The sequence below is a fragment of the Nocardiopsis gilva YIM 90087 genome (assembly GCF_002263495.1).
GTDB lineage: Bacteria > Actinomycetota > Actinomycetes > Streptosporangiales > Streptosporangiaceae > Nocardiopsis_C > Nocardiopsis_C gilva.
The window spans coordinates 4385497-4407637 of the sequence record NZ_CP022753.1 but is presented as its reverse complement, the minus strand read 5'-3'; the positions used below and the strand labels follow the sequence as shown (position 1 = coordinate 4407637).

Annotated in this window: 17 protein-coding genes and 1 tRNA gene; 6 read left to right on the top strand and 12 right to left on the bottom strand. The window is 69.0% G+C overall.

Annotation, left to right across the window (positions count from 1 at the left end; genetic code table 11):
- Positions 1-72 precede the first annotated feature (72 nt).
- Complete coding sequence (locus CDO52_RS19790; protein WP_232524256.1) at positions 73-2442, bottom strand: M64 family metallopeptidase; 2370 nt, start codon at positions 2440-2442, stop codon at positions 73-75.
- Positions 2443-2637: 195 nt separating this feature from the next.
- Between CDO52_RS19790 and CDO52_RS29560 the strand changes: the two genes are divergently transcribed.
- Positions 2638-2946: a DUF418 domain-containing protein gene (locus tag CDO52_RS29560; protein ID WP_083919916.1), complete on the top strand. Its 309-nt coding sequence runs from the start codon at positions 2638-2640 to the stop codon at positions 2944-2946.
- 76 nt (positions 2947-3022) lie between these two features.
- Here CDO52_RS29560 and CDO52_RS19780 read toward each other — a convergent pair whose 3' ends face one another.
- From CDO52_RS19780 to CDO52_RS19770, 3 genes are all read right to left on the bottom strand, one after another.
- Positions 3023-3352 (bottom strand): hypothetical protein, encoded by a 330-nt coding sequence (locus CDO52_RS19780; RefSeq protein ID WP_017619279.1) that lies wholly within the window; start codon positions 3350-3352, stop codon positions 3023-3025.
- 659 nt (positions 3353-4011) lie between these two features.
- Positions 4012-6231, bottom strand: a complete 2220-nt coding sequence (locus CDO52_RS19775; RefSeq protein ID WP_094932603.1) for a molybdopterin-dependent oxidoreductase — start codon at positions 6229-6231, stop codon at positions 4012-4014.
- A 323-nt stretch (positions 6232-6554) separates the two neighbouring features.
- Positions 6555-6628, bottom strand: a tRNA-Ile gene (locus tag CDO52_RS19770).
- Positions 6629-7086: 458 nt separating this feature from the next.
- Between CDO52_RS19770 and CDO52_RS19765 the strand changes: the two genes are divergently transcribed.
- The 4 genes from CDO52_RS19765 to CDO52_RS19750 all read left to right on the top strand — a co-directional run bounded on the left by CDO52_RS19765 (position 7087) and on the right by CDO52_RS19750 (position 13123).
- Positions 7087-8076, top strand: a complete 990-nt coding sequence (locus CDO52_RS19765) for a malate dehydrogenase (RefSeq protein WP_017619277.1) — start codon at positions 7087-7089, stop codon at positions 8074-8076.
- 119 nt (positions 8077-8195) lie between these two features.
- A complete protein-coding gene (locus CDO52_RS19760) occupies positions 8196-10712 on the top strand; it encodes a DEAD/DEAH box helicase (protein ID WP_017619276.1) in 2517 nt (838 codons plus the stop codon).
- Positions 10713-11297: 585 nt separating this feature from the next.
- Positions 11298-11864 (top strand): TetR/AcrR family transcriptional regulator, encoded by a 567-nt coding sequence (locus CDO52_RS19755; protein ID WP_017619275.1) that lies wholly within the window; start codon positions 11298-11300, stop codon positions 11862-11864.
- Positions 11865-11911: 47 nt separating this feature from the next.
- Complete coding sequence (locus CDO52_RS19750) at positions 11912-13123, top strand: FAD-dependent oxidoreductase (RefSeq protein ID WP_017619274.1); 1212 nt, start codon at positions 11912-11914, stop codon at positions 13121-13123.
- A 60-nt stretch (positions 13124-13183) separates the two neighbouring features.
- Here CDO52_RS19750 and CDO52_RS19745 read toward each other — a convergent pair whose 3' ends face one another.
- From CDO52_RS19745 to CDO52_RS19710, 8 genes are all read right to left on the bottom strand, one after another.
- Positions 13184-14719 (bottom strand): hypothetical protein, encoded by a 1536-nt coding sequence (locus CDO52_RS19745; protein WP_017619273.1) that lies wholly within the window; start codon positions 14717-14719, stop codon positions 13184-13186.
- 274 nt (positions 14720-14993) lie between these two features.
- Positions 14994-15551 (bottom strand): M48 family metalloprotease, encoded by a 558-nt coding sequence (locus CDO52_RS19740; protein ID WP_017619272.1) that lies wholly within the window; start codon positions 15549-15551, stop codon positions 14994-14996.
- Positions 15552-15669: 118 nt separating this feature from the next.
- Complete coding sequence (locus CDO52_RS19735) at positions 15670-16002, bottom strand: hypothetical protein (protein WP_017619271.1); 333 nt, start codon at positions 16000-16002, stop codon at positions 15670-15672.
- A 328-nt stretch (positions 16003-16330) separates the two neighbouring features.
- Positions 16331-16744: a YchJ family protein gene (locus CDO52_RS19730; RefSeq protein WP_017619270.1), complete on the bottom strand. Its 414-nt coding sequence runs from the start codon at positions 16742-16744 to the stop codon at positions 16331-16333.
- A gap of 193 nt (positions 16745-16937) precedes the next feature.
- Positions 16938-18266 carry a ferritin-like domain-containing protein gene (locus CDO52_RS19725; protein WP_017619269.1) on the bottom strand — a complete coding sequence of 443 codons (1329 nt, stop codon included), beginning with the start codon at positions 18264-18266 and terminating at the stop codon, positions 16938-16940.
- A gap of 31 nt (positions 18267-18297) precedes the next feature.
- Positions 18298-19116, bottom strand: coding sequence for an HvfC/BufC N-terminal domain-containing protein (locus CDO52_RS19720; RefSeq protein WP_017619268.1), 819 nt, complete (start codon positions 19114-19116; stop codon positions 18298-18300).
- Entirely contained in the window at positions 19106-19969 is an 864-nt protein-coding gene (bufB, locus tag CDO52_RS19715) for an MNIO family bufferin maturase (RefSeq protein WP_017619267.1), read from the bottom strand. The genes CDO52_RS19720 and bufB overlap by 11 nt, the downstream gene beginning before the upstream one ends.
- On the bottom strand, positions 19969-20640 hold the full coding sequence (locus tag CDO52_RS19710) for a hypothetical protein (protein ID WP_017619266.1): 672 nt from the start codon (positions 20638-20640) through the stop codon (positions 19969-19971). Before CDO52_RS19710 ends, bufB begins: the two co-directional genes overlap by 1 nt.
- Positions 20641-20945: 305 nt before the next feature.
- Between CDO52_RS19710 and CDO52_RS19705 the strand changes: the two genes are divergently transcribed.
- A complete protein-coding gene (locus CDO52_RS19705) occupies positions 20946-21716 on the top strand; it encodes a L,D-transpeptidase family protein (RefSeq protein ID WP_094932602.1) in 771 nt (256 codons plus the stop codon).
- The last annotated feature ends 425 nt before the right edge of the window (positions 21717-22141 follow it).

Sequence of the window (22141 nt, the reverse complement as noted above, 5' to 3'; positions counted from 1 at the left end):
CGCCCGAGGGCGCGGGCGGCCCGGGGCGGCGATCGGGCGCCCCGGGCCGGGTGGTGGAGGGTGAGTCGACGGTCAGAGGTCGGCGCACTGGCCAGTGGCCGGTCCCGTCACCGTGTTGGGGGCGTCGAAGTCGGTGACCGACGGGGAGTTGCCGGTGCAGTCGATACCCCCGCGGAGGCGGTTACCGGCGACGATGACGCCGTAGCCGTCGTCTGCGCCACCCTTCGGCTGGGAGGCGGTCCAGTCGGCGGCCGGGGTCTGGGTGTTGCCGCGCAGGGTGACCGGGCCGATCAGGTCGGATCCCAGGAGCGAGGTCTCCCCGGTGGTGCCCGTGATGCGCACCGCCCTGGCGACCTCGGTGTCGGCGAGGCGCACGGTCGCGGCACCGTCGGCGGTCAGGCCGCCCACGACCGACGTCCCCTGAGCGATCACGGACGCCCCCGGGCCGACGGTCACCGCGCCGACCACGGTCGCGCCCTCGAGACACACCGTCCCCTCGTCCACGTCCAGGCCACCGCGATGCACTCCGGTGACGGTCTCGGTGCACTCGGGGGCGTCGCCCGGCACCACCGTCGCTCGGAAGGAGTCGGCCGCGCCGATGTTCCCGGCGGCGTCGATGGCGCGGTGCTCGACCGTGTGCGTGCCCCAGCCCGGTTCGTGGTCGTCCACCTCGAACACGGCCATGGACAGACCGCCGCTGCCCAGGCTTCCGTACACGAGCTTGTCGACGCTCGTCCCGCGCGGGGTGAGCAGGAACGGCGCGTCCGGGTCGGTGGGCCAGCCGTAGTAGTGGTGCCAGCCGTCGCCGTCGACACGGAACTCCGCGACGACGGGCCCGTCCCGGTCGTCCCGTGGGTCCAGGCCGAGGGTGAGGGAACCGAGATGGATGCCGTGCTCGCCCTTGGCACCGCGCACCGGCGCGGCGGGAGAGGACAGTTCGCGCTCGGCGGTGGGCCCGGTTGCGTCCACGGTCCAGCTGAGGGTGTCCGGATCGCCGGCCCCGGGGTCGGCGGTGGCGGTGAGCGTGTGCGCGCCGCCCTCCAGGCCGAACTCGCCGAGGTCAAGCGTGCGCCCGTCGGCGGAGGTGGCGACCTTCTTCCCGTCCAGTTCCCAGACCACCTCGGGCACTCGGTCGGAGGGGTGCGTGGTCTCCGCGTAGACGACCTCGTCGGCGGCCACCGGCCGCTCGGTGTCCCGGGCGGCGGTGAACCGCACCGGTGCGTCATCGGCCGGCAGCGGGGCGCCGACGGTCCAGGTGCGGGTCTGGGTCAGCGCGGGCGACGCGCGGACCTCCGGGTCGCGCACGAACGGGGTGGGGTCCTGCACCCGCACCGCCACCTCGGTCCCCGCGTCGAGCTCGAGGTCGGAGAGGTCCAGCGCGCGCTGCCCCTCGGCCTCGGGAAGTTCCTCGCCGTCGACCGTCCAGGTGAAGGTGAGGTCGTGGAAGGCGGGGTGCGGCGCCTCGACCCACACCGTGTCGTCCGGGCCGACCTCGCCCTCCGGCGTGGAGGACACCGGAAGTTTCCCGCGGTCGCGCTGCCCGGAGATACGCCGAACCATGACCTCCCGGCTGACCTGGTCCAAGTAGTAGCCCAGGGTCTTCATCATCGAGTGCCGACTGGGCCGCCACACCCCCTCGGAGTGGTACAGCCCGCCCTCGTGGCCGGCGGAGCCCGCGGCGCCGATCACGCCGCCGGACGCACTCTCCTCGCCGAGCCACCGCCACCACTTGGCCCGCCGCTCCTCCATCTCCTCGGGCGTCATGACCGTGAGGTGGGCGGAGTCGGGTTCGCCGTCGTCCCAGCGGCCCAGACTGCTGTCGCGCCGGTAGTAGGGGTACTCGTCCTGCAGCTTCCCCAGCGAGTGCCCCAGCTCATGCGGCGTGATCAGAGCGGACAGCGCGTTGCCCGCCGAGGCGGTGGCGTGCGTGCCCCCGGCGCCGCCGTAGGTCTCGCTGTTGGCCAGGGCGAGGATCTGCCGATTTTCCGCGGCGACGCCGGGGACGAGGTCGGCGGCGGCGTTGGCGAGCTCATCCTCCACGGTCAGCAGACGCTGCAGCCCATCGGGGTCGCAGCCGCCATAGAAGCCCATACCCAGCACGGTGTCGCGGTCGCCAGCGGCGAGGTCGGGGTCGCAGTCGACGCCGGACTCGGGGGAGGGCGTCTCGACGGCGTAGACGTTGAAGTAGTCGCGGTAGCTGCGGAAGGGCTCGATGCTCCACTGCACGGCCAGGTGCTCCTTGACCTGCTCGCGGAACAGCGGCATCTCCTCCTCGGTGTAGCCGTCGCCGAGGATGACCAGGTTGAACCGCTTATCGGGGTCGCCGGTGACTTGGATCGGCACCACCTCTGCGGCCTCGATGGCGTCAGCGGTCGCGGGGGCGGCGCCCACAAGGGGGAGCGCGAAGCCGGCCAGGGGGAGGGTGGCAAGACACGCTGTCAAGCATCTGTGCATAGGGGGGTCCTTTGCGTTCAGTATGCACGGCGCTGCGGGGGGTAAGTGTCGAGGCGAAGAGTAACCCCGCGAACCCGGTGTGGGAAGGGCCCTTCGGGGCGGTCGTAAGCAGGTCCCGTCCTATCGCGCCGGTGATGAGCAGATCGGAGGCGGGAGCGTGATCCGCAGCGCCAATCCGCGACGATGACGGGTTACGGGACCTGCGTCCAGGATGGTGTTCGCACCTCGAGCAGGGGTGCCCCGTTGACCCCGCCTTGTGCGTGGGGCCGGTTCACCAGATGGCGATCAGCGCAAGGGGCCGCAGCGCAGCCCTGGGCCGAGGGTGTCCACACTTCGGGGGACACCCCCGGGATCGCCCTGACCCTGTTCGCTCCGCAGGCCATCGCCTGCCACTGGGGGCTCCGACGCCGCCCCTACGGACCCGTCGAATGGCTGTTGCGGGCCTGGACCAACCTCAGTCTGCCCCGATGGAAGGGCAGTGCCGTGCGATGACACAGGGGGGCGGCCATCCGCCCGGGGCAGGGCAGGCTGAAGGCGCACAGTGCTGCAGTGGAAGGTTGTCGCGCTGCTAGCTGACGGCCGCCGAGCCGTCGTCGCCCGCCCCGAGCGCGGTGAGAGCTGCTTCCCACCGCGTCCGCCGCTGGGCGGGTGTCAGCTCCCACCAGGGGGTGCCCCGCTCGCCCAGACCTTCCTTGGCCTGCTGGACGCGGTCCCGGGCGGCGCGCTCGCCCATGGGATCGCCGGCGCTCCGGGCCGCAGCGACCGCCCGCCGCGCGGCCATCAGGTGGTGGACCAGCCGATCCCGGACCGGCTCTGGCAGCAGGGGATCGCTCGCGCGCCATCGCCGCCCGGCCACCACAATGAACCGGTCGTCATCGGTGGGCTCGGGCGAGGCCACACTACGGTGCTGCCCTCCGTACGCCCCGCCTAACCAGGAGGCGATGGCGCTAGAGCGCCGAGATGCCGCGGCAGCTCCCCGCCACCGAGAGGGATGCCCCAAGGCGCAGCTCAGCAGGGGCCGCGGCTCCGAAGACCTGTGAACGGGGGTGCGCCCGCCTGCCCCGAGGAGGAGATCCATGATCAACTACGAGGCTCCACAGGAAGCGCGCCCGCACCGTACGGGGAGGGAATGACACAAACAAGGGGGCTGCGCTGTCGCCGCTCGCCCATTCCGACACCGCGTCTACGGTGTCGATCAGCTGATCGCGGGTGACACCGTCCTTCAGGCTGAAGACCACTAGCTCCAGTACCTCGTCGGTCCGTTGGCCTGCCATGACCGCACCCCTCCGTCTTGTCTCATCCGATCACCGGCCGGTCCGGTCGGTCACTTCACACAGATGAGAGACAGCGGCCGCCACGACTGTGACAGGAAATTTTGTGGTGCCGTGAAATGACGTCGTTCTGTGGATGTTCGGGCGATGACGTTCGGCGAGGGGATGACCGCTCCGTGATGCCGTTGGCTGGCCGCGGACGACACCTGTGCGGAACGAGTCGCAACGGCAGACCGACCGGACCAGCGAATCCAGACCCCGCCTCCCGAACGAGTAACCGGACGGCTCACGGCGCGGGCAGCACGTCGACTGGGACGCCGTTGAGGACTGCAGTGCCCGACAGGGGGTCGATGACGGCGGGGTCGGTGAGCACGTTGGCGTTGACGCCGGGGTCGGCCGCTGCCACCTCCGTACGGGTGCCCGGGGCGCCGTGTCCCCAGCCGTGCGGCAGGCTCACCACGCCCGCGGGCACCGCCTCGGTGCGCTCCACGGTGACCTGGAGCTGCCCCGAGCGGCTGCGGACCAGGGCGGTCGCGTCGTGCTGTAGGCCGAGGCGCTCGGCGTCGTCCGGGTGCACCTGCAGCGTGCACGTGTTGGTTCCGCCCGTCAGCGCCGGCACGTTGTGCATCCAGCTGTTGTTGGACCGCAGGTGGCGGCGGCCGATGAGAACGAGGGCGTCGCGCCGGGCCTCCAGCCCCTCCCGGAGCCGCCCGATGTCCGCGACGATGGGGTCCGGGCACACCTCGACCCGCCCCGAGACCGTCTTGAGCACCTCGGGGATCCTCTGTTGCAGGGGACCCAGGTCGATCCCGTGCGGCTCGGCCAGCAGCCGCCGCAGGCTCAGCCCCTCAGCGTCGGCGCCGAATCCGTCACCGTAGGCCCCCAGCCGCAGCTTCATGTCCAGCCTGCGCTCGGCAGGGGTGCCCGGGTACAGCTCCTCGGCGAGCTTGGCCGCCTCGGCCCCGTACACGGGGGAGGCGGGGTCGGCGGCGGCCTTGGCCAGCTCCCGCTCGATCAGCCGGTCGTCGACCTCGGCCGGAGGGGCGGTCGCGCCCCGGCCGGCGGCGATCTGGATCAGGCGGGCGAGGATCTCGCACTCATCGACGCGGTCGTCGGTCAGGGGCACCGGGGCCGGTGAGTAGCGCGCGTTGTTCCGGATGGCGAGTTCGTTGAAGGCCAGATCGTAGTGGGCGGACTGGCTCGGCGGCGGTGGCGGGAGGATGACGTCGGCGTGCCGTGTCGTCTCGTTCAGGTACGGGTCGACGCTGACCATGAACTCCAGCCCGGACAGCGCCCGGTCCAGCCGGTCGCCGCCGGGTGTGGACAGCACGGGGTTCCCGGCGATGGTGACCAGCGCCCGCACCTGTCCCTCGCCCGGGGTCGCGATCTCCTCGGCGAGGGTCGCCGCGGGAAGCTCGCCCTTGACCTCGGGCAGGCCGCTCACCCGGCTGTGCCAGCGGCCGAGCTGGAACCCCCGGCCGCGGCCCGAGCCGCGCCGCCGGTGCGGCGCGAGGGGGAACATCGCCCCGCCCGACCGGTCGAGGTTGCCGGTGAGCAGGTTGAGGACGTCGACCAGCCAGCTCGTCAGTGTGCCGAACTCGACGGTGGTGGTGCCGATCCGGGCGTAGACGGCCGCGGTCGGCGCCTGGGCCAGGTCGCGGGCCAGGGTGCGGATCCCCTCGGCGGGGACAGCGCACACCTGTTCCACCCGCTCGGGGGTGAACGCCTCGGCCAGCGGCGGCAGGGCTTCCATGCCCTCGATGTGGGAGGCGAGCGGACCGGGGTCGGCCAGCCCTTCCTCGAACAGCGTGTGCACCATCGCGAAGAGCAGGTAGGCGTCTGTTCCGGGACGGATGGCCACATGCTGGTCGGCCAGGGCGGAGGTCCGGGTGCGCCGGGGGTCGACGACGACCAGCCGCCCGCCGCGCTTGCGCAGCTTCTTGAGGCGGCCGGGGAAATCGGGGGCGGTGCACAGGCTGCCGTTGGACTCCACCGGGTTGGCGCCGAGCAGCAGGAGGTGGTCGGTGCGGTCGAGGTCCGGCACCGGGATGGCCAGCGGGTCGCCGAACAGCAAGCCGCTGGAGACGTGCTTGGGCATCTGGTCGACGGTGCTCGCCGAGTAGACGTTGGGGCTGCCGACCGTTTTCGCGAACTCGCCCGCATACATCTGGCCGGCGAGGGTGTGCACGTTGGGGTTGCCGAGGTAGGTGGCCACCGACAGGCGGCCGTGCCGCTCGATCACGCCCATCAGGCCGCGCTCGACGATGGCGAACGCCTCCGCCCACCCGGTTTCGGTCCAGGACTCGCCGTGCCGGACCATCGGCCGACGCAACCGGTCGGGGTCGGAGTCGAGCTGCCCTAGCGCCGCTCCTTTCGGGCAGATGAATCCGGAGCTGAAGACATCGTCGCGGTCACCGCGGACACCGGTGATCCGGCCGGTGTCGATGGTGAGCTTCAGCCCGCAGGTCGCTTCGCATAGTGGGCAGATCCGGTAGGCCGTTTGCATATCGCCTCCACGTTCGGAGCCAAGCGAGCCAACATACCGACCGGTCGGCCGGTGAGACACGACGATACCGTTCGTCCGGCTCCATAACGAGAGTTCCCCGGCCACACCTTCTGCGGGGACCATGCGCCAGCCCGAAGGCCCGGCCCAGCCCACGGCTGATTCATGCGATCCGTCCTCACCCTCCGCTCGGAGCCAGCCGGGGCGGTAAGGGGAGGGAACACGCCGGAAACCAAGAGCACACCTGGGGCACGCCCACAAAACACGAAACCCCAGTCCGGGGCTGGGAGATAGCCGGCGGCCTGGGGCTTCACGCTGCTCGATCGTAGGGCGGGCGGGGCTCGAACCCGCGACCCAGGGATTATGAGTCCCCTGCTCTGACCTGCTGAGCTACCGCCCCATACGCGGGGGGACAGGTTCCGTTCCGCGCATAGGACCCCAGGGTCGTGATGACCGGGATCGTGGTCATCTTAACAGGGCGCCGCCGCGTGGTTCCGGTCGGAAAGCGGGGGTTCGTGGGCGATCCGGGCGTGTCTGGGGGAGTGTTCGCTGGTGGGCGGGTGTGGCCGGGTGGGGCGGTCGGGCTCGTAGCGGCCAGGGCCCAGCTGTGTTCGCGGCTTCGAAGCGTGTTGGGGCTGCGGCGGGTGGGCGAGAGCTGGGAAGCCCCATGTCGTTGGGGGTGGCGGGTTGTTGGTGGACCACGGCGCGGGGTGTGAACCTATGACTACTAGGGTGGTTATCCGTACCGCCGGGTAATCGGCGGGAGCGCGGCGTGCGTGGCCGGGGTGGGCTGCGTGCGCGACGTGGGCCGCGGGATAGCATCGCGGGTCGCACATACGTCATCAGGAGAAGAAGGTCATGGCCCAAGTACCCGTCAACGTCACCGTCACCGGCGCGGCAGGACAGATCGGCTACGCGCTGCTGTTCCGCATCGCCTCCGGCCAGCTGCTGGGCGCCGACACACCGGTGAAGCTTCGCCTGCTCGAGATCCCGCAGGCCGTCAAGGCCGCCGAGGGCACCGCGATGGAGCTCGACGACTGCGCGTTCCCGCTGCTCCAGGGCATCGACATCTTCGACAACCCGGGCCAGGCCTTCGAGGGCAGCAACGTCGCGCTGCTCGTCGGCGCCCGTCCCCGCACCAAGGGGATGGAGCGCGGCGACCTGCTCGAGGCCAACGGCGGGATCTTCAAGCCGCAGGGCGAGGCCATCAACGCCGGTGCCGCCGACGACATCCGCGTTCTCGTGGTCGGCAACCCGGCCAACACCAACGCGCTGATCGCCCAGGCCCACGCCCCGGACGTTCCGACCGAGCGCTTCACCGCCATGACGCGCCTGGACCACAACCGCGCGCTCAGCCAGCTCGCCAAGAAGCTCGGTGTCTCGATCAACGAGATCAAGAAGCTGACCATCTGGGGCAACCACTCGGCCACCCAGTACCCCGACATCTTCCACGCCGAGGTCAACGGCACCACCGGGGCCAAGGCGGTGGGCGACCAGGCCTGGCTGGAGAACGACTTCATTCCGACCGTCGCCAAGCGCGGCGCCGCCATCATCGAGGCGCGCGGCGCCTCCTCGGCCGCCTCCGCCGCCAACGCCGCCATCGACCACGTCTACGACTGGGTCAACGGCACCCCCGAGGGCGACTGGACGTCGGCGGCCATCCCGTCCGACGGCTCCTACGGTGTCCCCGAGGGCCTGATCTCCTCCTTCCCGGTCGTGTCGCGCAACGGGCGCTGGGAGATCGTCCAGGGCCTGGACATCGACGAGTTCTCCCGCGGCCGCATCGACGCCTCCGTCCAGGAGCTGTCCGAGGAGCGCGACGCCGTCAAGAAGCTGGGGCTCATCTAGGCCGCCGACTCGACGATGCGTTGACGCATCGCCTCTGACGCCCGGGCGCGTCCTGTTTTCCCTGGTGGGGGACGGGCGCGCCCCGCGCATGTCCGGGGCAGTGGTGTGGAGCGGGCAGTATGGAAGACGTGAGTCTCATCGATCAGCTTCCGCCGGCCCCTGAACCCGATTCCCTTTTCGAGGCGTTCGCGTCGTGGGCCGAGGAACGGGGGCTCACGCTCTACCAGCACCAAGAGGAAGCCCTCATCGAGACGGTGGCGGGCTCCAACGTCATCCTCAACACCCCCACCGGCTCCGGCAAGAGCCTGGTCGCCGCCGGTGCGCTGTTCGCCGCGCTGGCGCGGGACGAGTGCAGTTTCTACACCGCGCCGATCAAGGCGCTGGTCTCGGAGAAGTTCTTCGAGCTGTGCGCGATCTTCGGCACCGACAACGTCGGGATGATGACCGGCGACGCCAGCGTCAACGCCGACGCCCCCATCGTCTGCTGTACGGCCGAGGTCCTGGCCAACATCGCCTTGCGCGACGGCGCCGACGCCGACATCGGCATGGTCGTCATGGACGAGTTCCACTTCTACGCCGAGCCCGACCGCGGCTGGGCCTGGCAGGTGCCGCTGCTGGAACTGCCGCAGGCGCAGTTCCTGCTGATGTCGGCCACGCTCGGCGACGTCAGCCGGTTCGAGAAGGACCTGATCCGCCGCACCGGCCGGGAGACGACGGTCGTGAGCTCGGCCGAGCGCCCCGTCCCGCTGTACTACTCCTACCGGACCACGCCCCTGCACGAGACGCTGGAGGAGCTCCTCCAGACGCGCGAGGCCCCCGTCTACATCGTCCACTTCACTCAGGCGCAGGCGGTGGAGCGCGCCCAGTCGCTCACCAGCATCAACATGTGCACACGGGCCGAGAAGGAGGAGATCGCCAAGGAGATCGGCAAGTTCCGCTTCACCACGAAGTTCGGCCGCAATCTCTCCCGCTATGTGCGGCACGGCATCGGCGTCCACCACGCCGGGATGCTTCCGAAGTACCGACGGCTGGTCGAGCGCCTGGCCCAGGCCGGGCTCCTCAAGGTCATCTGCGGCACCGACACGCTTGGCGTCGGCGTCAACGTCCCGATCCGCACGGTACTGTTCACCGCCCTGAGCAAGTACGACGGCACGCGCGTGCGGCGCCTCACCGCGCGCGAGTTCCACCAGATCGCCGGGCGCGCCGGCCGCGCCGGGTTCGACACCGTCGGCAATGTCGTGGCCCAGGCCCCCGAGCACGTCATCGAGAACGAGAAGGCGCTGGCCAAGGCGGGCGACGACGCCAAGAAGCGGCGCAAGGTGGTCCGCAAGAAGGCCCCCGACGGGTTCGTCAGCTGGGACCAGAGCACCTTCGAGAAGCTGATCGCCGCCGAGCCCGAGCCCCTGAAGTCGCGGTTCCGGGTCAGCAACGCCATGCTGCTGAGCGTCATCGCCCGACCGGGCGACTGCTTCGCGGCGATGCGGCACCTGCTCACCGACAACCACGACGACCGGCCGACCCAGCGGCGGCACATCAGCGAGGCCATCGCGATGTACCGCTCACTGCTGGACGGCGGCATCGTGGAGAAGCTGCCGGAGCCTGACGAGGAAGGCCGCACGGCGCGCCTGACCGTCGACCTGCAGCCCGACTTCGCGCTCAACCAGCCGCTGTCGACCTTCGCCCTGGCCGCCCTCGACCTGCTCGACCCCCAGTCGTCGAGCTACCCGCTGGACGTGCTGACCGTCGTCGAGTCGACCCTGGACGACCCCCGGCAGATCCTCGGCGCGCAGTTGAACAAGGCCCGGGGCGAGGCCATCGCGCAGATGAAGGCCGACGGCGTCGAGTACGAGGAGCGGATGGAGCGGCTGGAGGAGGTCGAGTACCCCAAGCCGCTGGAGGAGCTGCTGGACCACGCCTACGACGTGTACCGGCGCAGCCACCCGTGGGTGGGCGACCACCCGCTGCGGCCCAAGTCGGTGGCGCGCGACCTGTTCGAGCGCGCGATGACCTTCACCGACTATGTCGGCTTCTACGAGCTGGCGCGCTCGGAGGGCCTCGTGCTGCGCTACATGGCCAGCGCCTACAAGGCGCTCAGCCAGACCGTGCCCGAGGACGCCAAGACCGAGGAGCTGCGCGACCTCATCGAGTGGCTGGGCGAGCTCGTCCGCCAGGTCGACTCCAGCCTGCTGGACGAGTGGGAGCAGCTGACCAACCCCGACGAGGACGAGGACAGCACCGAGACGCAGATCGAGGAGCGCCCGAAGCCGGTGTCGGCGAACCCGCGCGCCTTCCGCGTGCTGGTCCGCAACGAGCTGTTCCGCCGGGTCGAGCTGGCCGCGCGGCATCGCTACGACGAGCTGGGCGCGCTCGACGGCGACGAGGGCTGGGACGCCGAGGAATGGGAAGAGGCCATGGAGGCCTACTACGACGAGCACGACGAGCTCGGCATCGGCCCCGACGCCCGCGGCCCCAAAATGCTCCTCATCGAGGAGGGGAACGGAAACTGGCAGGTCCGGCAGATTTTCGACGACCCCGAGGACGACCACGACTGGGGCATCAGCGCCGAGATCGACCTCGCCGCCTCCGACGAGGCGGGCCGCGCCGTCGTGCGCGTGCTGGACGTGAACCGGATGTAGCCGGCCGCGGCGGCGACCGGTTGGTTGGGACCACTGGCCGGGCGCGTGGGCACAGGCCCGCTGCGCGGTGTCGACGCAGCGCGCCGTCGGCGTGCTGCGGAGCTGTGACGTTGCGGGTGCCACTGACGGCGCTGCCGCGCGACGGCCTCTGGGCTGCGCGGCGTCTGGCCAATGTGCGGGGCCGTATCCGGTTGCCATGGGCGGCGGACCGTCGGCGTCGGCTCGCGTGAGCTGAGCCGGCAGCTCGCCTCGCTGCTCCTTTCGACTCGGATTCTGTGCGCGCCGGCCGGGGCGGTCATGTCGACGCTCGACGTCTAGGCATTTGCGTTGACGGTCTGACGTGACCATCGTCGTTGTGGAGCGCGCAGCATGCGGCCGACCGTTTCCTGGACACCGCGCGCGAACCAAACGGGGTGGGTTCTGCGGCGGGTAGAGCGGCGGCGCCGCGGAATCGCCCGTCAGTGGGACCCGCGCGGAAGTGCCTCTGAGTACGGTGCCGACCGGAGGTGTGGATACCTCTGTGCTAAGATTTGGGCAAATGCCCAAGGCAAACATCCAAGGCGGACGCCCTAGGAGGAGACGAGGATGGTGGCATCGGCCGATCGTGGCCGTTCGACCCGGCAGCGGCTGCTCGACGCGGCGGTCGTGCTCATTGGAGAGGTCGGCTGGCACAACGTCACGACGCGGCTGGTGGCCGATCGTGCCGGCGTGAATCCCGGGGTGGTGCACTACCACTTCGATTCGGTGACCAAGCTGCTGATCGAGGCCTGCACGGGCGTCACCCGCGGCCTGCTCGACGAGGTCACCGTGCGACTGGCCGAGCAGCCGGACGTGGACAGCGGCATCGACTGGCTGCTCAACGAGCTGACGCGCGGTCTCGAGTCCGATCCGGCCGCACTGCTGCTCGTCGAGGCGTTCCTGGCCTCGTCGCGGCTGCCCGAGCTGCGCGCCCAGCTCGTCGTTCAGATCGCGGAGTTCCGCACCGCCGTTGCCGACTGGCTGCGCTCGCGCGGGTGCGGGGACGAGGCCGATGCGGCGGCCACGGTGCTCGCCGCCGCCCTCGACGGCCTGGTGCTTCACCGCATCCTGGACCCGGAGCTCGACCTGGCCGCGCTCGCCTCCCCGCTACGCCGGATGCTCGCCGTGGGCTGACCCAAGCGACCGACGACCCCAGAACCCGATAACCGGGAGGTACGACGGTGAAAGCCCTGATCTGCGGAGCTGGAATCGCGGGATGCGCGCTGGCCTGGCGGCTGGAACGTGCGGGATGGGACGTCGAGCTGGTGGAGCGGGCACCCGCGTTCCGCGACGGCGGGTACATGATCGACTTCTTCGGGCCGGGCACCGCGGTGGCCGAGCGCATGGGGCTCCTGCCTCGGCTGCACGAACTCCGCTACCCGTTCAGCACGCTGGAGTATGTCGACGGGAAGGGGATGAGGACCAGCAGGTTGCGGATGACCGAGGACTTCACGGAGGTCATCAGCCTGCTCCGCGGTGACCTTGCCCGGTCGATCTACGCCGAGGTCAGCTCTCCGGTGCGCTACGGCACCACCGTGGAGGCGGTCGAGCAGGCCGACGGTGAAGCGGGCGTGAGCGTGCTGCTGACCGACGGCACCCGCCGGCAGGTCGACCTTCTGGTGGGAGCCGACGGGGTCCACTCGCGGGTCCGGGAGCTCGTCTTCGGCCCTGAGCAGCGCTACCTGCGCTACCTCGGGCACCATGTGGCCGCCTTCATCGTCGACGATGCCGAGGTCAGCCGGAGGACCGGCGCCTTCTACCGGATGCTCACCGTTCCCGGGCTGATGGCCGGGGCCTACGCGCTCCGCGGCGACCGGGCCGCGCTGATGTTCCTCCGCCGCGACCCCGACCCCGCGCTACCGGACGATCCGGCGGTGACGCTGCGGCGCGACTACGGCGATCTCGGCTGGATCCTGCCGGACGCGCTGCGCCAGTGCCCGCAGCCGCCGGACCTCTACTACGACCCGGTGACACAGGTCGAGATGGAGGGATGGAGCCGGGGAAACGTGGTGCTGCTCGGCGACGCCTGCCAGGCGGTCTCGCTGTTCGCCGGGCACGGCGCCGCGCTGGCGATGGCCGGTGCATGGGTGCTGGCCGAGGAGCTGGGCGCCGCCAAGGGCGACATGGCCGGGGCAATGGCGCGCTACGAGGAGCGCATGCGCCCCGCTGTCACCCAGACCCAGGAGTTCGGCCGCGGATTCGTCGGGTGGATGGCCCCCGGCTCGCGCTGGCGGATCGCCGCGCGCGACTGGCTGGTCCGTGCGGCTGCCCTTCCCGGGGGCAAGCGCATGCTGATGAAGTCGCTCACCCCCACCTTCCACGACCCCCTCACGGAATCCGCGACCGACCGTGTCGCGGTCGGCGGGTCATCGAGCGGACGCTGGGGCAGGTGAAGGTGGGCGCCATCGGCTGCTGAAGGGACGCGATCTCCGGGCCCCACCAGTCCACGCAGGTCACTGCCCCCGTTCGCGCACGCGGCAGTAGCGGTGTGCCGCGTTGAAGAGCCGCTCGTCGGTGAGGGCCGCACCGTCGAGCATGGTGCGCCCGAAGGCGGCCAGGACCTCGTCGCTGCTGGAGGCCAGCGTGACGCTGCCGCTGTCGAATGCGACGTTCCGACTCACCGTGGCCTTCTCACATGCCGCTGCTCGGCTGACGGTCGCGGGTTCCACCTGGGATCGCAGCTCGGCCAACTCCTCGGCGGATCGGCCCGATCGTGGCCCTAGGGTCGCGCCGAGGATCGACCCCACGACGAGGGCCGTGGCTACGACCGCCGTGACCGCGCTGACGGTGTGACGTGTTCTCCGTGGTGTACGGGATGTGCGGCCGACCGGGGGCGAACGTCGCCACCTCGCCGCGAGCCCACGCAGACCCGAGCCGAATGTGGCGCCTCCGCAGCCTACGGCGAGGGCAACGGGTAGTCCCAGTTTGATGAACGGCTCGTCGCTGTACGTCGTGACCATGCCCATGCCGGTTCTTCCCCAGCAGCTGAGGGAGTTGTCCACGAACAGGCACCGCGCGCCCTGCAGGGTCAGTTCATGGAGGCCGGGCTGCAGCGCCGCTGCCGTGAGCACGAACACCGCGGCGGTGCACAGTGCGACGCCCAGTCGGCCGCGACCACCGGACCAGGCCCCCAAAGCGACACTTATGGCCCCCGCGAGTCCGACTGTCAGGAGCATGAGGACGCTGAACACGTCCGCGATTGTCACCCCGCCGACCTGTCCGATGCCGTTGACGGCGAACACGACGATGGACGCCACCAGCAGTCCCACATGTCCGAGGACGACCGCACACGCCGCGAAGATAGGGAGCAGTGGACGATCGGCCGGACCGCGCACGTTCGATCGGCGGACCAGTCCTACGAAGAGGAATGCCGTCACGCACCCGACCGCCGGAGGGAGAGCTGGGCTCGCGGCGATGGGGACCAGGGCGGCCCACAGACTGAACCACCCGCTGGACGCCTCGGCCTCAAGAACCCTGCGGAACAGGGTCCACATCCCGAACATGCACCCGAACGCGACCGCCGCGCAGACGATCCCGGCGACGCACATCGTCCGCTCCCGCCCTGCTGCATCCAGCCAGGTCCGAGCGCACAACGCCGCCCACTTCAGGAACACCAGGCAGACACCCCACAGCACCGTGACCGGCACCAGTCCAAGGACCGGATGCTCCATCAGCACATCGGTCCACGCGCTGCCAGCCGGATGTGGGAATGCCAGGCCCAGAAGTGTCCCGGCCGTCAGCGCCGCGGCCGTGCCCCGCCAGCGGTGTCGATCGTTCGGCGCAGCATAGATTGCGGTCCACACGATCGCAGCGACGAGGGCGCCGACGGGGGCGCCGACGAGGGAGGCGGAGAGGAGCTTTCCGCTGGAGGAGAAGATCACGTTGTCAGTGACCGGACCGAGGTGCCGCTGGGCGGCGCCCAGCGCGATCCCTGCGATGACCAGGTCGATACTGCTGACCGCGGCGAGCAGACGCGGGTCGTCGAGCACACGAAACCGCGACTCGAGGGAGGGGTGGTAACCGCGGTGCCTGCGCCACCACCACCGTCCTGATGTCCAGGTGGGGAAGGGGGCCGAGCGGGCGAAGAGGTGGCGTAGGGCATCGCCGGTCCGCCTGCAGCAGTGGGAGGACCAGCGCGGTGGTCACCAGCGGCACGACGAACATCGTGACCAGGTGACCGGGCCTGGTACCGGTCACGGCGGCGACGATGACCGCCAGCGTGGTTGCGACCAGCGGGATGCTGATGAGTAGCAGGAACGCCCACTATGACGACATTGTCAGGTAGGTGATGTCAACGTCCCGATTACGCAGGTGAGCGACCTCGTGCCGGATCATTGCCAGAGAGCGTTCGTCCAGACCATTGCCGTCCGCTCGGGGGGCGAGAAGCGAGGTGTCCACGGCCAGCCGGTACCGGCCGAACGCCCCGAACACGCGGGCCCCGCCCGCTGTACCCGGAGTGGTCAGAAGGCGGACATGTGTGGGCGTACCGTCCGCGCCTACGTCCGCCTCCTGCCGGGCCGCCCGTACACCGCTGTCGGCCGGGATGCGGACGGGGTGCAGCTTCCGCCGCAGGATGACCGGATAGACCGCGTAGATGACCGCCGTCAGGCAGGCCCACACCGGGCCGATACCGACCATCCACAGTATGATCTCCCGCTCCATGCGGTTCGTGCACGTCAGGAAGGTGTTCAGGACCGCCTGGTCGGCCACGCGACCGGCGCCGTCTCGGGCCTCGGCGGCGCATGCCTCCAGGCTGGTCGCCCCGGTGAAATCCACCCCGAGCACGGCTCCGAGCGCCACGTACCAGAAGCCGAGGTACATAGAGCCAACCGCGGCGACCAGGATGAGTAGGGAGAACCGAATGCTGGTGCCAGTCGGTAGTAAGAAGGGGTCGAAGCGGTTCGGTTCTCCTGGCTCTCCTGCGTTCGGCGGCTTCGCCTCAGTCCACCGGGTCGGCACCGGGGCCACCGTCAGCGCTGGCGAGTGGCGTAAGTTCCGCGACGATCGCGCGTGCCAACTGTGCCGCCTGATCCGGTGGAAGGCCCGCCCGGACGGCGTGTTCGGTGAGGGCTGCGACGACGCCGGGGACCTCCTCCGCCGTCAGGGCGCGCAGATCGGTGTGGGGTTCGACTTTCGGCCGTCGGCGGAGCCGCAGCCGCTCCGCCAGCCACCGCCATGCCCTCACCCACCACGGCCGGGCGGCGTTGGTGAGCGATTCGATTGCCAGCTCGTGGAGAACGGTGAGCGCGACACCACTGACGACCCCGACCACGATCTCCCCGAAACCCAGGGGATTGTCCGACGCGCGGTTCGCCCTTCCTCGCTCGAAATACTTATTCCGGACATGTGGGTAATATGCGACCTCGTTCGGTGCGACCCGGGACACGACTTTTCCAGCGACGTAATCGATGGTGACGGCTCGCCCTGGGGGGTATGAGTTCTCGGACACGTGAATTGTCCTCCCACGTCCATGCGGGAATGGATATTCCAAGGCTAGAACAGCCACGCCAGTCGCATCGGTGGCCGTCACCATTTGGCGCGAACCGGCCACGTTGGGATTCCGCCCCGGAGCAGAAGGATTGGATGGCGTTTTCCTGCCCTCATCCGAGCGCATCGAGGTAGGTCCAGGCTCCCTCGTGCCGTACGAAACGGCTGTTCTCGCGGAGCTCGCCTTCGTCGCCGTTATCGCTGTAGATCGCCCGGAAGGAGACGGTGCCCTCGACGTGGAAGGGGCTGCCGCCGGTGGTACCGAGGACATCCAGCCGCAGCCAGCGTATTCCCGCTTCGAGGCCCACCCGCCGCGGGCGCGTGCGCGGATGCCACGTTTGCACGAGATAGCCGGCATGGCCGACGGCGAAGGCGCTGTAGCGCGATCGCATGAGCTGTTCGGCGGTCGAGGCGGACCGCTCTCCGCGGTGTAGCGGGCCGCAGCAGTCGCCGTAGACCTTCGCGAGCCCACAGGGACAGGGAAGGTCGACGCGGTGCAGGTGGTCACGGCTGCGGTTCTTCGACATTCTCCTATTGTCGAGGATCCGGTGACGGACCTGCGCCGACCGGCCGGGGCGGGCACGGAACGGGTGGCCCGATCGCACGGTCGTCTCGCGAAGCTTCGGTTTCGTGTTCAGCGCGCGGCTTTGCGGGACCCCGGTTCGTCGGTGGTCGCCGTCCGGCGACCACCGACGAACCGGGGTTCGCGAAAGCGCGACGCTACTTCTGCGACTCCGGGATCGGTGGCAGCGGCGACAGCGGCTTCAATTCCGGCATCTTGTCGATGAGCCAGAGCACGCTGTTGTCGCCCCCGAGTCTGGGAGAGTGGGGGATCACCTTCTCGCACATCTCCCGAAGGTGCTGGGTCATGTCCTTGCCCTTGGGGAACTCGTAGTATTCGAAGGTCGGTGCGGCGTTGCAACCCTTGAATTCGCCGAACGGGATCGTCCTCTGTACCAGTTCCCTGATGGCCCCGAAGAGGATCCCCTGCATCGCCGCGATGAATTTGCGCTCGATGCCGTATCGCGTAAGCTCTTCGCCCGGCTTCATATCCTTCCAGGACGTCCGGTAGAGCTCGTCGAGCAGCCGCAGCGTGTAGATATAGGCGGCGTTGCACAGCAGAGCGAGGTCGCGGATCCCGTCGTCCTCCGGATACATGTGGACCTTCGGGTCGGGCGGGACCGAGTAGACGTTGCCGATCGGCTCCCATTCCTCGGCGATCCGCTTGAACTTGATGTAGTGCGGGAACTCGAACTGGCCAGGCTGCGGGTTGGCCGGATTCTTGGGAACGACCTGGTGATCCTGGTCCATCCCCTCGCCCTGCTCCACGATGACGTTGATCGCTTTGAGCGCAGAGTAGAGATCGTGGACGACGATCGGTGATCCGCCCCCGCCCTCGTTCCAATAGGTCTCCACGTACTGCAGGTCGGGCCGGTTCTCTTTGAACAGCCATTCCATCCTTGTGGCATCGAACTCGAACTTCTTCTCGGGTTTGATCGGTTCGCCGAACTTCTTGATGTCCTTCTCGTCGATCCCGGCCAGCCGAAGGAAGCCGTCATAGATCGCCCGGTAGAACTGGCCGAGCGAGTCGTAGTCCTCTGATTGCGGGGGCGCCCCCTTCTTCGCTGGCTGTTCGAACTTCATGAAGACATCCTTGACCAGCTGCGGAGTGAGCTGCTCCAGGTGGAGTGTCAGCGGGTCCTTGGGGTTGCGATGCAGCATCTCGCACGGATAGTTGGGAATGAACCCCTTGTCGCTGAAGTGGATGCGGTCGCCGTAGCCGATGGAAATGATCAGGTTCCGTGCCAAAGCGAGATGCAGCATCTCCTCGATGACGACGCTCTTGATGAGCCGAAACGCCCCGACCCCCGGTGCCCACTGCGAGGAGTTCTGGGTCTCGATGGAGTAGGCCGCGTACAGGTACATCGGAATCGACTGCATCTCTACCCGCGAGGCGTCGTACAGGTGAGAGAACAGCTCCTCGATGGATTCGATGGGCTTGCTGGCGTCGGGCTTGGTATAGACGGCCTCGGCGAGCTTCTGCTGCATGATCGGGACTCCTCATTCCTTCACTGGCGTGTCAGCCCGCCGTCATCGGCTGGGCCGTTGTACATGTGCTGAACAGGCAGCGGTCCAACCATCGGCGCACAGCGGCGTCAGACCGGGCGACCGACGCCCGTGCCCCGGTCGCCGCCCTTCCAAGAGCCGCTCCCGCCGCCAGACGGGACAGCAGATCGAACTCGCGCGCCTCGAGTTCGGTCACGGTCACGGTGAAATCGAGTCGAGACAGGCAGAGGTACACCGGGGAGCGCGGCGGTATCGGCGGCTCCTCGCCGCGGCGGACCGCCGCCGCGAAGGTGTGCACCGGTGCCCCTGCGCGCATCAGCCGGGCACACGGTGCGAGCACGAGCACGGTCGCCGCCCACGCCTGGCTCCCTGCCTCCGGCAGATCCTCAGGGGTCGGGTAGACGCGCCCCTCGGGGCCGGACGCTGCGTAGGCCCCGGCGAAGGCCCGCTCGAAGTGCGTGAGGTCGATGAGCGTGGCGATCCATCCGTCATCGGCTGCCGGATCCTCCTCCGGCCGGGTCTCCCGCAGAAAGTCGCTGAACCCGTCACCGAGGACGTGCAGGGTGTGGCTCCGCGACGGTCGCCTGCGCAGGTATTCCAGGGCGAACGCGTCGAAGACCTCGTCGTCGAGTAGACGGTGGAGCACCGGAAAGTGGGCCCGCATACACTCGACCAGCCGCGCCCGGTACCCCTGTTGGTAAATGGCGAGGCGGTCCCGTGCCGTGAGTGTGGTGGACGCGGTCACGAACTCCGGCGCCGCGTCCGCGGAGACGGGGTCCAGGATCGCCGACTGCAGCCACGCCTGTGTTCGGTGCAGCGCGTCATCCGGCATGGTCGTGAACCACTCCTGGCCTCCCCGCCCCGGCCGCGAACGCGCGGGCCCGCGCGAGTTCGTCGAGGAGATCGGGGAACGGCGGGATGTGGTCGTCCCACTCCAGCAGCGTGGACACACCGCCCGTTCGGTCCAGCGCGTGGCGGTACAGGTCCCACACCGGACCGGCGACCGGTCGGTCGTGGGTGTCGATGACGTGGGTGCCGCGGTCGGTGTGCCCGGCCAGGTGCATCTGCACCACTCGCTCCGCGGGCATCGCACGAAGGTACGTGTCGGGATCGAATCCGTGGTTGCGGGCCGAGACATAGACGTTGTTCACGTCCAGCAACAGGCCGCACCCGGACTCCTCCGCCATTCGCGCCAGGAACTCCCACTCGGTCAGCGTCGATTCGGTGTACTCGAGGTAGCTGCTCGGGTTCTCCAGCACCAGCGGCCGTTCCAGGATGTCCTGGGCGATCCGGATCCGTTCGACGACGTGGCGCAGCGACTGCTCGGTGAACGGCATCGGCAGCAGGTCGTGGGTGTTGATCCCCAGCACACCGGTCCAGCACAGGTGATCCGACACCCACGCCGCGCCGCACCCGTCGGCCAGCCGGCGGACGCGACGCAGGTAGTCGAGGTCGAGCGGATCACTACTACCGATCGACATCGACACCCCGTGCATGACGACGGGGTAGGAGTCGGCTACCTGCTCCAGGACGTGGCGTGCGAAGCCCTCGACGTCCAGGAAGTTCTCGGTGATGACCTCGAACCAGTCCACCTGCGGTCGGTGTGTGAGCACATAGGAGTAGTGGCATGCCCGCAGCCCGACTCCGAAGCCGAGATCGGGGAGGCCGAGCCGCGCAGGCGGCATCAAGCACCACCCTCGAAGAAGGGCATGTCCGACATCTCCATGCTTTGGTTGGCCGCGGCCGCCTTCTCTCGCTTCTTCCGTGCGTCTTCGATCTCCTTGAGGAGCGGTCGCCGGTCTTCGTACTCCGGCACCCATTCGTCCCGGGAACCCTCGCCGGGCGAGGGGCCGAAGGGGCGACCGGCGTCCCACATCCGCTGCTCGAAGCGCTTTCGGGCGAGCTTCCATACGCCGGTCCCCTTGAACGGTCCGGCGGACGCTACCCGGCTCTCATTGATGGGTGTGGCGCAGCTACCGTTCTCGCAGCAGGACTGCTCACCGGGGATGGACTGCTCGTACTCCGCTCCCAGGTAACCGCATCCGCCCTGGCCCCGGCACTGGTTGTCGCCGTGGCATACGTGCTGCACCGTAGAGCACTGGCAGGTCCCCGCCATGGGGGCCTCATGCTTCATGTCATGGTGGCGGCATGCGTTGAGCCCCATGCACACGTGGAGTTCGAGTACCTGCTCCTGCTGGAGGGTCGGGCGCTCTCCGCCGGCCTCGTGCTGGCTCTCCCGGTGCTCGTGGCCAAGGGCGCCGCCCTCGACGATCAGCTCCTGGAGGTTCTCCACCTCCTTCGCGGTCATCTTGCGGTGGCCATTGCCGTTCCCCTTGCCCTTGCGTGCGTTCACCACGGCTTGCTCCCCGATCGAGGTGCTTGGGATCTGCGATGCGAGTGACCGGTAGCCCCTGCGCCGCTGCGGTGGCGGCAGCCCGGTCCCAGGGGTCCCCGGTCACCTGTGATTACTTTCCGCTGTCGATTGATATCCAAACGTGATTATTCGCAGGTGGGGGTAATGATTGTATGGAGTCGATGAGGCGGCGCGGCGCGCGGCGGTGGGTCCTCGATCGGCCCGTGTGTGCGTCGGTGTCGAGCCACTCGGAGTGATTCCTCGTGATGGATGGGTAATCCGCCGTAAAAGGTGGGTAATGCGTCTAGATGGCTATTGGTTCATTTAGACGTTTTGAGAGGTATGCGGCTCGCGTGGCCGCAGTGAGCCTGTCCGCCGTCGTCGCCCTCCCTCTCGGGGGCATGGCGGCCAACGCGGGAGCGGTGAGTGCGGCACCGACGGCATCGGCACCGGAGTTGTCGGCCCCCGCATTCCGTCTGTTCTCCTCCGAGCTGCGCATCGGTGATTCCGGGCCCGAGGTGAAGCGGCTCCAGCAACGGCTGATCGATCTCGGCTACTGGCTGGACACCGCCGATGGCGAGTTCGGCGGCCTGACCCTGCACGCCGTCTGGGCGCTGCAGAAGGCGGCCGGGATCGACCGCGACGGCATCGTCGGCCCGAACACCCGCAAGGCGCTCGACGACGGAGTCCGGCCCAGTGCGCAGACATCGTCGGGCAAGGTGGTGGAGATCGACCTGGAGCGCCAACTGCTCCTCGTGGTCTCCAACGGCACGGTGGAGAAGGTCTTCAACACCTCCACCGGCTCGGGCAAGAAGTACGAGTCGCGCGGCGAGGAGCACGTCGCCGTGACGCCGAAGGGTCGGTACACCGTGTTCCGCGACGTCGACGCCTGGGACCCCGGACCGCTGGGCTCGCTGTACCGGCCCAAGTACTTCAACGGCGGTATCGCCGTGCACGGCTACACCTCCGTGCCGCCCTACCCGGCGTCGCACGGCTGCGCCCGGGTCAGCATCAAGGCGATGGACTGGCTGTGGAACAGCGGGCGACTCGACATCCACAGCACCGTCCTCGTGCGATGAGACGGAGATAGCCCGAAACACAGCGCCGACGCCGCCGACCGAGCCCGGTCGGCGGCGTCCGTCGTGTGGTGGGCGGGTGGATGTGCCGGGGATGTGGTCGGATAGGTCGATCGGCTTGGTTCGACCTGTTCTGTGGTGTGTGGTGGATATTGTCCTTATATTTGGCGAAACTCAGCTTTCGGTCCTCCGGCAATGGGGTTTGAGGAGTCTGAAAGCCGATTTTCGGAAACGCAGGAGGAGCGGGACGTCCGATTCAATCGGGCAGTAGTTCAGGACGATCGTAGGCGGCCGAAAATCGGAGTTCGGTAGATCGCCGCAGGCCGACCCTGTCGGTGGTCCGTTTGTTCCTTGTTTCGCCCTGTCCGCATCCACGGGTTCGGAAGAAGACTCCGAAAGTTCCGCGTGATTGCGTCGTCGCCCCCTGC